General features: G+C 74.3%; 12 protein-coding genes and 1 pseudogene. 6 read left to right on the top strand and 7 right to left on the bottom strand.

All coding sequences use genetic code 11. The annotated features are described in order from the left end of the window. Positions 1-35 precede the first annotated feature (35 nt). Entirely contained in the window at positions 36-569 is a 534-nt protein-coding gene (locus ACSNN9_RS25990; protein WP_436675829.1) for a GNAT family N-acetyltransferase, read from the top strand. Positions 570-622: 53 nt separating this feature from the next. Here the strand turns inward: ACSNN9_RS25990 and ACSNN9_RS25985 are convergent, their stop codons facing one another. The 4 genes from ACSNN9_RS25985 to ACSNN9_RS25970 are packed head-to-tail and all read right to left on the bottom strand — an operon-like array spanning position 623 to position 4,218. Next, positions 623-1,588 carry a TIGR03885 family FMN-dependent LLM class oxidoreductase gene (locus ACSNN9_RS25985; RefSeq protein ID WP_436675828.1) on the bottom strand — a complete coding sequence of 322 codons (966 nt, stop codon included), beginning with the start codon at positions 1,586-1,588 and terminating at the stop codon, positions 623-625. 56 nt (positions 1,589-1,644) lie between these two features. Further along, a complete protein-coding gene (locus tag ACSNN9_RS25980; protein ID WP_436675826.1) occupies positions 1,645-3,057 on the bottom strand; it encodes an NADP-dependent succinic semialdehyde dehydrogenase in 1,413 nt (470 codons plus the stop codon). Between the two features lie 12 nt (positions 3,058-3,069). Further along, positions 3,070-3,333, bottom strand: a complete 264-nt coding sequence (locus ACSNN9_RS25975; protein ID WP_358089718.1) for a DUF6343 family protein — start codon at positions 3,331-3,333, stop codon at positions 3,070-3,072. A 51-nt stretch (positions 3,334-3,384) separates the two neighbouring features. Beyond that, the gene (locus tag ACSNN9_RS25970) at positions 3,385-4,218 is read right to left on the bottom strand and encodes an NAD(P)H-binding protein (RefSeq protein WP_436675825.1); all 834 of its coding nucleotides are present in this window, start codon (positions 4,216-4,218) and stop codon (positions 3,385-3,387) included. A gap of 255 nt (positions 4,219-4,473) precedes the next feature. Here ACSNN9_RS25970 and ACSNN9_RS25965 point away from each other — a divergent pair, with 255 nt between their 5' ends. After that, a complete protein-coding gene (locus ACSNN9_RS25965) occupies positions 4,474-5,076 on the top strand; it encodes an antibiotic biosynthesis monooxygenase (protein ID WP_436675824.1) in 603 nt (200 codons plus the stop codon). Between the two features lie 126 nt (positions 5,077-5,202). Next, entirely contained in the window at positions 5,203-6,057 is an 855-nt protein-coding gene (locus ACSNN9_RS25960; protein ID WP_436675822.1) for a GDSL-type esterase/lipase family protein, read from the top strand. A 58-nt stretch (positions 6,058-6,115) separates the two neighbouring features. Here the strand turns inward: ACSNN9_RS25960 and ACSNN9_RS25955 are convergent, their stop codons facing one another. From ACSNN9_RS25955 to ACSNN9_RS25945, 3 genes and pseudogenes are all read right to left on the bottom strand, one after another. Next, positions 6,116-6,880 (bottom strand): hypothetical protein, encoded by a 765-nt coding sequence (locus ACSNN9_RS25955; protein ID WP_436675821.1) that lies wholly within the window; start codon positions 6,878-6,880, stop codon positions 6,116-6,118. Positions 6,881-6,918: 38 nt separating this feature from the next. After that, positions 6,919-7,062 carry a hypothetical protein gene (locus ACSNN9_RS25950; protein ID WP_165947802.1) on the bottom strand — a complete coding sequence of 48 codons (144 nt, stop codon included), beginning with the start codon at positions 7,060-7,062 and terminating at the stop codon, positions 6,919-6,921. Positions 7,063-7,165: 103 nt separating this feature from the next. Next, positions 7,166-7,648: pseudogene (locus ACSNN9_RS25945) on the bottom strand (peptidase M23); the annotation flags it as partial. Between the two features lie 558 nt (positions 7,649-8,206). Here ACSNN9_RS25945 and ACSNN9_RS25940 point away from each other — a divergent pair. The 3 genes from ACSNN9_RS25940 to ACSNN9_RS25930 are packed head-to-tail and all read left to right on the top strand — an operon-like array spanning position 8,207 to position 10,314. Then, positions 8,207-9,127 (top strand): proteasome assembly chaperone family protein, encoded by a 921-nt coding sequence (locus ACSNN9_RS25940; RefSeq protein WP_436675820.1) that lies wholly within the window; start codon positions 8,207-8,209, stop codon positions 9,125-9,127. 46 nt (positions 9,128-9,173) lie between these two features. Continuing rightward, complete coding sequence (locus tag ACSNN9_RS25935; RefSeq protein ID WP_436675818.1) at positions 9,174-9,971, top strand: exodeoxyribonuclease III; 798 nt, start codon at positions 9,174-9,176, stop codon at positions 9,969-9,971. A gap of 28 nt (positions 9,972-9,999) precedes the next feature. Continuing rightward, positions 10,000-10,314, top strand: a complete 315-nt coding sequence (locus ACSNN9_RS25930; RefSeq protein WP_436675816.1) for an antibiotic biosynthesis monooxygenase family protein — start codon at positions 10,000-10,002, stop codon at positions 10,312-10,314. Positions 10,315-10,332: the final 18 nt, after the last annotated feature.

Below are 10,332 nucleotides of genomic sequence, written 5' to 3'. Positions count from 1 at the left end.
GGGCGGGGCGGGGACGGCTGTAGCAGCATGGCGTCATGACCGACCAGCCGAGCCCGAACCTGCGTCCCGGTGGCCCCACAGACGCGCCCGCCGTACTGCGGCTGCTCGACGACGCCACCGCCTGGCTGGTGGCGCGGGGTCGCGCCGGCCAGTGGGGCACCGGACCGGCCTCGACCGACCCGCGGCGGATCGCGCAGGCCGAGGCCTGGGCGACCGGCGGCGGGCTGTGGCTGGCGACGCTCGCCGAGCGGCCGGTCGGCGCGCTGGTGGTGGGGGCGGCCACGGAGTACGTGCCGCCCGCCACCGAGCCCAAGCTGTACGTGAACCTCCTGGTCACCGACCGGGCACACGCCGGATCAGACATCGGCGGCCGGCTGCTGGCGCACGCCGCGCAGCTGGCCCGGGAGCGCGGGCTCGGCCTGCTCCGGGTGGACTGCTACGCGGGCGGCGACGGCGCGCTGGTCCGGTGGTACGAGCGGCAGGGCTTCACCGCCACCGACCCGTTCACGGTCGAGCGCCCGGGCCGCGACCCGTGGCCCGGGCAGGTGCTCGTCCGCCGCCTGTCCTGACCCGGGCCGCTCAACCCCGCGCCGGCACCTGTCCTGACCCGCACCGCCGCCGCTCAGCCGGCGCTGCGCAGCTTCGGCAGCACCTCGGCGCCGAACGCGTCGATGAAGTCCCGCTGCTCCTGCCCGACGTGGTGCAGGGCGACCTGGTCGAAGCCGAGCTCCAGGTACTCCTCCAGCCAGCCGACGTGCCGGCCGAGGTCGGCGGAGACGTTCACGGTCGAGGTGACCTTCTCCATCGGCACGTCCTGCGAGACCACGTCGAAGTGCTCCGGGGTCTCCAGATCCCAGCAGACCGGCGGGGCGAAGACGTTGCTGCGCCACTGGTCGTACGCGAGCCGCTCGGCCTCGGCCTGCTCCGGCGCCCAGCTCACGTGCACCTGCAGGTGCAGCGGCCCGCGCCCGCCGGCGTCCCGGTACGCGTCGATCATCTGCCGCAGGTGCGCGGTCGGGGCGTTCACGGTGATGAGCCCGTCCGCCCACTCGGCGCACCAGCGGGCGGTGGCCACGCTGACCGCCGCCCCGATCAGCGCCGGCGGCTGCTCCGGGCGGGTCCACAGCTTCGCCCGGTCCACCCGCACCAGGCCGTCGTGGCTGACCTCCTCGCCGGCCAGCAGCGCACGGATCACGTCCACGCACTCGCGCAGCCGGGCGTTGCGGAGGTCCTTGCGCGGCCAGGGATCGCCGGTGATGTGCTCGTTGCTCGCCTCGCCGGTGCCGAGGGCGGCCCAGAACCGGCCCGGGTACATCGCACCGAGGGTGCCGATCGCCTGGGCGATGATCGCCGGGTGGTAGCGCTGCCCGGGGGCGTTGACCACCCCGAACGGCAGGTCGGTGGCCTGGAGCGCGGCCCCCAGCCAGGACCAGGCGAAGCCGGACTGGCCCTGCCGCTCGCTCCAGGGCGCGAAGTGGTCCGAGGACATGGCGGCGTCGAAACCGGCCCGCTCGGCGTGGATCACCGCCTCCAGCAGGGCGCGGGGATGGATCTGTTCGTGGGACGCGTGGAAGCCGAACACCGTCATGGCGTCACTTCGTACCCATGACGGCGTCCGGCTACGCCGACGAACCCGGACGCTGGCTATTCCGCGTGCGCGCCGGCGCCGGTCGAGGCGGCCCCCTCGCCCACCCAGACGGTCTTGGTGTTGCAGAACTCCCGCATGCCGAGCGCGGAGAGCTCGCGGCCGTAGCCGGAGTTCTTCACCCCGCCGAAGGGCAGTTCCGGGTAGGAGGTGGTCATCCCGTTGACGAAGACGTTCCCGGCGTCGAGGTCGGTGGCGAAGCGTTCCTGCTCCTGCGGATCGCGGGTCCAGGCGTTGGCGCCCAGGCCGAAGGAGGTGCCGTTGGCCACCTCGATCGCCTCGTCGTACGACGACACCCGGTAGAGGCCCGCGACGGGCCCGAAGACCTCCTCGGACCACATCCGCATCTCCGGCCCCAGGTCGGTGACCACGGTCGGCGGGTAGAACCAGCCGGGGCCGGCGGGCGGCTCGCCGCCGCAGAGCACGGTGGCGCCCTTGTCGACCGCGTCCCGCACCTGCGCGTGGATCTCGTCGCGCCCGCCCTCGCTGGCCAGCGGGCCGACGTCGGTGTCGGGGTCCATCGGGTCGCCGACCCGCAGGGCCGACATGTTCGCGGCGAACCTCTCGGCGAAGGCGTCGAAGACGTCGGCGTGCACGATGAACCGCTTGGCGGCGATGCAGGACTGGCCGTTGTTCTGGCAGCGGGCGGTGGTCGCGACCTCGGCGGCCCGGTCCAGGTCCGCCGAGGGCATCACCACGAACGGGTCGCTGCCGCCGAGCTCCAGCACGGTCTTCTTCAGCTCCCGGCCGGCGATCTGGGCGATCGACCGCCCCGCGCCCTCGCTGCCCGTCAGCGTCGCCGCGCGCACCCGGGGGTCGCTGAGCACCCGGTCGACCTCGGCCGAGCCGACCAGCAGGGTGGTGAATGCCCCCTCCGGGAAACCGGCGCGGCGGAACAGGTCCTCCAGCAGCAGCGCGGTCTGCGGCACGTTGGAGGCGTGCTTGAGCAGGCCGGTGTTGCCGGCCATCAGGGCCGGCGCGGCGAAGCGCAGCACCTGCCACAGCGGGAAGTTCCAGGGCATCACCGCGAGCACCGGCCCGATCGGCTGGTAGCGGACGAAGGCCCGGGTGGCCTTGACCGCCCCCGCGTCGGCGGGCTCGTCGGCGAGGAAGTCGGCCGCCTTCGCCGCGTAGAAGCGGCAGGCGCTGGCGCACTTGGTGACCTCGGCCTTGGCCGACGCGTACGTCTTGCCCATCTCGGTGGTCATCAGCCGGGCGATCTCGTCGCGCTCGGCCTCCAGCAGGTCGGCCGCCGCGTCCAGCCAGCGCCCACGCTGCTCCACTGTGGTGCCGCGCAGCTGTCGGTACGCCAGGTCGGCCCGCTCGATCGCGGCGTCGATCTGCTCCGCCGACATCGGGTCGTAGGTCTTGAGCGTCTGTCCGGTGGCGGGGTTGGTGGTCGCGATGGGCATCTCGTACTCCTGTCACTCGAAGAGTGAGTGGCGGGCGCCCGGCTCCTCCCGGCGGCGGGCGGCACGGCGGCGCTGGATGATGATCAGATCGACCACGGCCACCACCGCGAAGACCACGCAGAGGACCCCCAGCCACACCAGGTCGGCGTTGAACGCCAGCACCGCGAAGACGGTCATGGTCACCAGCCCGAACCCGGCGAGCAGGAGCCGCAGGTTGAGCGCGCTGTAGGCGTGGCCGACCGTGCCACGGGCGCGCCGGGGCTGCGATCTCGTCATTGCACGGAGCTACCCCCGATCGCTCCGCTTAACCCGCCGCGGCCGGTCGGCTCACCCGGGACCCCCGTCGGTGCGCCAGACGCCCCGGGCGGCCGCCTCGGCGGCGTACGCCGTGAAGTCCTTCGGCGCCCGCCCCGTGACTCGCCGGACGGTGTCGGTCGGCTCGGCGTCGCCGAGCTCCCGCAGCGCGGCGAAGGCGGCGATCTCCGCCTCGATCTGCGCGGGCGGCAGGCCCAGCGGGGTCATCGCGGCCCGGTAGTCCTCGGCGGCGCCGAGATGGCGGACCGGGCGCCCGGCGGACCGGGCGATGATGTCGGCCGCCTCGCCGAAGGAGAGCGCGCGGGGGCCGGTGATCTCGTGGACCCGGCCGTGGTGGCCCTCGCCGGTGAGCGCCGCCACGGCCACCGCCGCGATGTCGTCGGCGTCGACGAAGCCCTGGCGGGCGTCTCCCACGGGCACGGCCACGGTGCCGGCGAGCACGGCGTCGCGGAAGAAGCCCTCGTCGAAGTTCTGGTTGAACCAGTCCGGCCGCAGGATCGTCCACTCGACGCCGCAGTCGCGCACCAGCTTCTCGGCGGCCAGCAGCCGCTCGTCACGCATCGCCTCGATCGCCCGGCTGGACAGCAGCACGACGCGCCGCACGCCATGCTCGACGGCCAGCCGGACGAACGCCGGATCCACCGGCACGTCGTGCGGGGCCATCAGGTAGAGGCGGGACGCGCCGGCCACGGCCGGCTCCCAGGTCGCCGGCGCGGCCCAGTCGAAGCGGACGGCGCCACGGCGCGACGCGGCCCGGACCGGCAGGCCCGCGTCCGACAGCCGCTGCGCCACCCGCCGGCCGGTCGAGCCGGTGGCGCCGAGCACGAGGATGTCGTCTGCACTCATTGGCCCAGTTGACCACCGACCTCCGACAAGTTCCGGCGCCAGGGGCCGGCGGGCCGCGTCGCCCCGACCGCCCGGCCGCGTCACCCTGGCGCGGCACCCCGCCGGTCCGGCCGCGTCACCCCGACCGCCCGGCCGCGTCGCCCCGGCGGCGGGGGTTCGCCCTGCCGGTGGGCCGCGTCACCCCACCGGTGGGGTGCGTTACACCGGCGGCCCGTGAGCCTGTCGAACGGGCTCGCGCCGGAGAGGATGGCCGGTATGACGATGACCCACGCGCTGCCGGTGACCGTCGCCGTCGCCCGGCGCACCGACCCCGCCCGGACCAGCGAGATGGTGGCCTGGATGCGGGCCGGCACCGCGCTGGCCGAGGCGTTCCCGGGGTTCCTCGGGTCCGGCTGGGTACGCAGCGCGCCCGGCTCCGGCGAGTGGCACGTCATCTACCGCTTCGCCGACCCGGAGACGCTGCGCCGCTGGGAGGAGTCCCCGCAGCGGCACTGGTGGCTCTCCTCCGCGCAGGGCATCGTCGAGCACACCCGGGTCGAGCGGCGGACCGGCGTCGAGGGCTGGTTCGACCCGCAGCGGGAGCACGTGGCGGAGACCGTGCCGGTCGGCGCCGAGCCGACGGCGCCGCCGCCGTCCCCACCGCGCTGGAAGCAGGCGGTGACCATCTGGCTGGCGTTCTTCCCGCTCAGCCTGACCGCGACGCTGCTCACCAGCCGGTACCTCCCCGACGTGCCGCTGGCCGCCCGGGTGCTGATGATGACCCTCACGCTGACTCCGCTGATGACCTACCTGGTGCTGCCCCGGATCACCCGGACCCTGCACTGGTGGCTGCACGGCCAGCGCGCGCCCGCGTGCTAGGGCGGCCAGCGTGTGAGGCGCGGCGGAACAGGCCTCTGCCACATAGTCGACAGCGGCGGGTCGCCCCGCCACGACCGCGCTTAGAGTTACCGCGCTGTCGCTCTCCGCTGCGGGACTGGGGATGGTATGCCTCGACGCTGGGTCACCGTGGCCGCCTGCCTGCTGGCGCTGGTCGCGCTCGCCTGTGAGGGGGGCGGCGGGGAGCCGGGCACCCGGCCGCCACGGGAGACGCCGTCCGCCGGCGCACCCGGCGGCATCGCCGCCCTCGGCGACTCGATCACCGCCGGCTTCGGCTCCTGCCTGGTGCTCGTCTCCTGCCAGCGGAACTCCTGGTCCACGGGAGACGGGCTGCGCGTGGACAGCGTCTACCGGCGGCTACTCGACCGGAACCCGGCGATCCGGGGCCGGGCGCACAACCACGCCAGCCCCGGGGCCCGCGCGGCGGCGCTGGAAGGGCAGGCCCAGCGGGCGGTACGCGACCGCGTCGACCACGTCACCGTGCTGATCGGCGCCAACGACGTGTGCCGGGGCGGCGTCGAGGCGATGACCCCGGTGAAGCAGTTCCGCGCCGAGGTCGACCGCGGCCTGCGGGTGCTGCGGCAGGGCCGGCCGAAGGCGCGGGTGCTGGTGGTGAGCGTCCCGAACCTGCACCGGCTCTGGGAGGTCGGGCACACCGACGCGCGGGCGGTACGGGCCTGGAAGCGGGGCGTCTGCCCGGCGCTGCTGGCCAACCCCACCTCGACGGATCCGCTCGACCGGGCCCGCCGGGCAACCGTCCGGGAGCGGATCGCCGACTACAACGCCCAGCTCGCCGCGGCCTGCCGGGCGTACGGCTCGCGCTGCCGCCACGACGGCGGGGCGGTGCACCGGGTGCGGTTCGACCTGACGCTGGTTAACCCGCTGGACTGGTTCCACCCCAACGCCGCGGGGCAGGACCGCCTGGCCGACGTGGCGTGGCGCGCCTCGGGCCTCGGGTCCTGACCCGCCGGCCGGGCGCACCGGCCCTCACGGGCCGGGCGGCGGCGTCGGCAGGCCCGGCCTAGGTCAGGGGCCGGCGAGGCTCGGGGACGGTCGGTCCGCCGTACTGGCGGTACAGGGCGCGGGAGCGCCCGGCGAGATCCTTGGTGGCCGACGAGTTGGCCCAGGTGCCGAGGACGATCGCCGCGCCGGGCACCACCTTGGCGAAGATGCGCTTCGCCGCCCGCACCCCGGCCATCTGGGCCAGTCGCACGCCGAGGCGCAGCATCACCTTGCCGAGCGGGTTCTGCCCCCCGCCGCCGAAGAGGGCCCCGGCGCGCTCCCGGCCGGCGGCCACCCCGAGCGCGAGCCGGGCGCTCTCGGCGACCTTGTGCACCTTCTGCAGCACCAGCAGGTCGGTGGCCCGGTCGCCGTGCAGCGGGTCGACGCCGTACGCGGCGGCGACGTGCAGCACCATCCGGGCCTGGGTCCAGGCCAGCACGCCGACGTCGATCACGGCACCGGGCAGCCCGGCGGCGCCCGAGACCGCCCCGGAGAGCCGGGCGTGGTTGACGAACTTGCGTACCGCCTGGTCCGCCAGGGCCTCGGCGGAGACCCCGGGCTGCTCGGCCCGGGCCCGCGCGGCCCACTGCGCCGCCTCCGGCCCCAGCCGGCGTACGGCCTCCAGGGCGAGGTGCTCCGGGGCGTACTGCGGGTCCTCCCGCATCCGGTCCCAGAGCTTCAGCGGCGGCGCCTCGGTGGCCTCCGGCGGCGGTGCCGGGGCCACGGCCGGGGGCTGCGGTCCTCCGGCGACGTGCTGGTCGTCGGCGGGCGCGGAATCGGTCACTGGGTCTCCCGGGGGTCGGAGAGGTCGTCGGTGACGGGTCAGCGGCGGTTCTGGAGCTTGGCCGCGAGACCCCTCAGCTTCTGCTGGGTGCCGGGCTTGGCCAGCTCGCGACGGCCACGGTCGACCATCTGCTGACCCTTGGGCGAGCGCAGGAAGGTGCTGATCCGCTGCATCAGTGACATGTCGTCCTCCAGTCGGTGGTGCCTGCTCCATGTGTACCTCGGAGTGACAACACATGTACCCCGGATGCCCGAACCGCAACCGTCCACTGTGGTCGATGAGAGCCTACTGCCCGGCCTCCAGGCACGCCGCGACGACCTTGGTGGCGCGCCACTCGTGCTTGGCGTAGTGCTCCGGGTAGGCGGAGATCTGCACGGCCTGGGCCGCCTCGGTGAGCCGCATCTGCTGCCAGCCGGGCACCTGCGCCAGCGCGGAGAGGAACTGCCGGGTGGCGAACTCCGGGTCCATCAGCTCGCCGACCTCGCCCCAGCCGCTGCTGGAGCGCTGCTGGAACAGCCCGACCGAGTCGTGGTCCCACCCGATGCCCTGGTGCGGGTACTCGCGGGACTCGGGGAGCACCCCGCTGGCCACGTTGTAGAGGTTGCTCTCCTGCATCGCCGTGGCGACCGCGATCACCAGCGCGCGCCGGGGCATCCCCATCTCGCGCCCGGTCCGCACGATCGCCTCGGCGTTCTCCATCTGGGCGTTGTCGAGGCCGGCGACCGGAGCGGGGTCGACCGGCTTGCGCGTGGTCTTCTTCGGCGCGGGCCGGACCGCGCGTCAGCAGGTGGGCGTACGCCCCGGCGGCGCGCAGGGCGGTTGACCGAACGGACGAGGGGGTATCGTCCGAACGGCCTACCGGGTCACCGGGGGCGGTCTGGTCGTCGAGGGTGCGGTCGTCACGCATCAGCCGAGGCTAGGCAGGTCGGCACGCCGATCACCTGGGGTGATCTCGTGGCTTTCCTCACGATATGAACCGGGCCGGGTGGACGACCCTGCCGCTCCGGGCAGCCCCGGGGACGGACCTCGCGCACCGGTCAGACCTCCGGCTCGCCTCGGGCCGCCCCGGTGCGGCCGGAACGCGGACAAACCCCCGACGTCCGGCCCATGATCCCCAAACTCCCCCGTTCGACCGATAGCCTGGTCATCCTGACGGTCATCCTTCGTTGCCCGCCGGTGGGCTTGCGGGCATACGCCCGATTACCGGTCACGTGACGACCCGCGGCGGGGCGCGGCGAGGAATGCACGAGGATGGCGGGTACGTTCCCCGAACCGGGTGCCGTCCCGCACGGCGACCCGTACGCACGACCAGGGAGGTCCGCACCGGTGCTCGACCCACACGAGCTCTACGAGCTCACCGACGATCTGCCCGACCTCGGTCAGCCGGTCCTGATCCAGACCCTCACCGGCTTCGTCGACGCCGGCAGCGCCACCCGCCTGGCCAGGGAGCAGCTGCTCACCTCGCTGGACGCCCGCCCCATCGCCCGGTTCGACGTCGACCAGCTCTTCGACTACCGCTCGCGCCGCCCGGTGATGACCTTCGTCGAGGACCACTGGGAGTCGTACGACGCACCGGCGCTGGAGCTGCACCTGCTCCGCGACGACGACGAGACCCCCTTCCTGCTGCTCACCGGCCCGGAGCCGGACCTGCAGTGGGAGCGCTTCGTGGCCGCGGTGGCGGGGATCTCCGCGCGGCTGGACGTCCGGCTCACCGTCGGGCTCAACTCGATCCCGATGGCCGTGCCGCACACCCGGCCCGCCGGGGTGACCGCGCACGCCACCCGCCGCGAGCTGATCGCCGGCTACGAGCCGTGGTTGCAGCGGGTGCAGGTGCCGGGCAGCGTCGGGCACCTGCTGGAGTACCGCCTCGGCGAGCAGGGCCGCGACGCCCTCGGCTTCGCCGCCCACGTGCCGCACTACGTGGCGCAGACGGAGTACCCGGCCGCCGCCGAGGTGCTGCTCGCCTCCGTGTCCCGCAGCACCGGGCTGCTGCTGCCCCGCGACGGGCTGCGCTCGGCGGCCGAGGTGGTCCGCGTGGAGATCGACCGGCAGGTCGCCCAGACCGACGACGCCGCCCAGCTGGTGCAGGCCCTGGAGGAGCAGTACGACGCGTTCGCGCGCGGCCGGGGCGAGAAGAACCTGCTGGCCGCCGAGGCCGGGCCGCTGCCCACCGCCGACGAGTTGGGCGCCGAACTGGAGCGGTTCCTGGCCGAGCAGACCCGCCCGGGCGACACTCCGGGCAACTGAGAGCGCCGGCTCGCCCGGCCGGCCCGGGATGGGGCAGGCTGGTCACATGCGCCTGGCGACCTGGAACGTGAACTCGGTGAAGGCCCGCCTGCCCCGGCTGCTGGACTGGCTGGCCGGCACCGGGCCGGACGTCGTCTGCCTCCAGGAGACGAAGTGCCCGGACGGCGCCTTCCCGGTGGCCGAGGTGGGCGAGCTGGGCTACACGGTGGCCAGCCACAGCGACGGCCGGTGGAACGGGGTGGCCATCCTGTCCCGGGTCGGCCTGACCGACGTGGTGGTGGGCTTCCCCGGGGAACCGGGCTTCCCCGATCCGGAGGCCCGGGCCATCTCGGCGACCTGCGACGGGGTCCGGGTCTGGTCGGTGTACGTGCCGAACGGCCGCGCCCCCGACGACCCGCACTACGCGTACAAGCTGGCCTGGTTCGCGGCGTTGCGGGACGCGGTGGAGGCGGAGCTGACCGGCGGCCTGCCGCTGGCGGTGTGCGGTGACTTCAACGTGGCGCCCACCGACGCCGACGTCTGGGACCCGGCGGTGTTCACCCACTCCACGCACGTCACCCCGGCGGAGCGGGCGGCCCTCGCGGCGCTGCGCGACCTCGGGCTCGCCGACGTGGTGCCCACGCCGATGAAGGGCCCGCACCCGTTCACCTACTGGGACTACCGGGCGGGGATGTTCCACCAGAACAAGGGCATGCGGATCGACCTCGTGTACGCCTCGGCGCCGTTCGCCCGGGCGGTCCGCTCGGCGTACGTGGACCGGGAGGCGCGCAAGGGCAAGGGCCCCTCCGACCACGCGCCGATCGTGGTCGACGCCGACCTGGTTCCGGCGGTCGAGTCGTTCTGAGCCCCGGCGTCGTGGCTAGGGTGGAGTCATGGCAGTCGTGAAGATCAACGCGATCGACGTCCCTCCCGGCGCGGGCGAGGAGTTGGAGAAGCGGTTCGCCGCCCGGGCCGGAGCGGTGGAGAACTCGCCCGGCTTCCTCGGCTTCGAGTTGCTGCGCCCGGTGGCCGGGGAGAACCGCTACTTCGTCTACACGAGATGGGAGACCGAAGAGGCGTACCAGGCGTGGGCCGCCGGCCCGTCGCGCGCCGCCCACGCCGGGACGGGCGAGAAGCGTCCCCCGGTCGCCTCCGGCGCCACCCTCCTGGAGTTCGAGGTCGTCCAGCAGGTCCCCTCCCGCCCCTGACCCCACCCCACCCTCCCC

This window comes from Micromonospora sp. URMC 107, from assembly GCF_051386315.1.
Classification (GTDB): domain Bacteria; phylum Actinomycetota; class Actinomycetes; order Mycobacteriales; family Micromonosporaceae; genus Micromonospora.
Note: the sequence above shows the minus strand (reverse complement) of the source record. Positions and strands in the feature narration are given on the sequence as shown.

What these genes read in the sequence shown, in the direction of transcription:
- ACSNN9_RS25930 (WP_436675816.1), top strand. Translation starts at nt 10,000, where the DNA reads ATGGCAGTCGTGAAGATCAACGCGATCGACGTCCCTCCCGGCGCGGGC.
- ACSNN9_RS25990 (WP_436675829.1), top strand. Translation starts at nt 36, where the DNA reads ATGACCGACCAGCCGAGCCCGAACCTGCGTCCCGGTGGCCCCACAGAC.
- ACSNN9_RS25985 (WP_436675828.1), bottom strand. Translation starts at nt 1,588, where the DNA reads ATGACGGTGTTCGGCTTCCACGCGTCCCACGAACAGATCCATCCCCGC.
- ACSNN9_RS25960 (WP_436675822.1), top strand. Translation starts at nt 5,203, where the DNA reads ATGCCTCGACGCTGGGTCACCGTGGCCGCCTGCCTGCTGGCGCTGGTC.
- ACSNN9_RS25935 (WP_436675818.1), top strand. Translation starts at nt 9,174, where the DNA reads ATGCGCCTGGCGACCTGGAACGTGAACTCGGTGAAGGCCCGCCTGCCC.
- ACSNN9_RS25950 (WP_165947802.1), bottom strand. Translation starts at nt 7,062, where the DNA reads ATGTCACTGATGCAGCGGATCAGCACCTTCCTGCGCTCGCCCAAGGGT.
- ACSNN9_RS25980 (WP_436675826.1), bottom strand. Translation starts at nt 3,057, where the DNA reads ATGCCCATCGCGACCACCAACCCCGCCACCGGACAGACGCTCAAGACC.
- ACSNN9_RS25965 (WP_436675824.1), top strand. Translation starts at nt 4,474, where the DNA reads ATGACGATGACCCACGCGCTGCCGGTGACCGTCGCCGTCGCCCGGCGC.
- ACSNN9_RS25970 (WP_436675825.1), bottom strand. Translation starts at nt 4,218, where the DNA reads ATGAGTGCAGACGACATCCTCGTGCTCGGCGCCACCGGCTCGACCGGC.
- ACSNN9_RS25975 (WP_358089718.1), bottom strand. Translation starts at nt 3,333, where the DNA reads ATGACGAGATCGCAGCCCCGGCGCGCCCGTGGCACGGTCGGCCACGCC.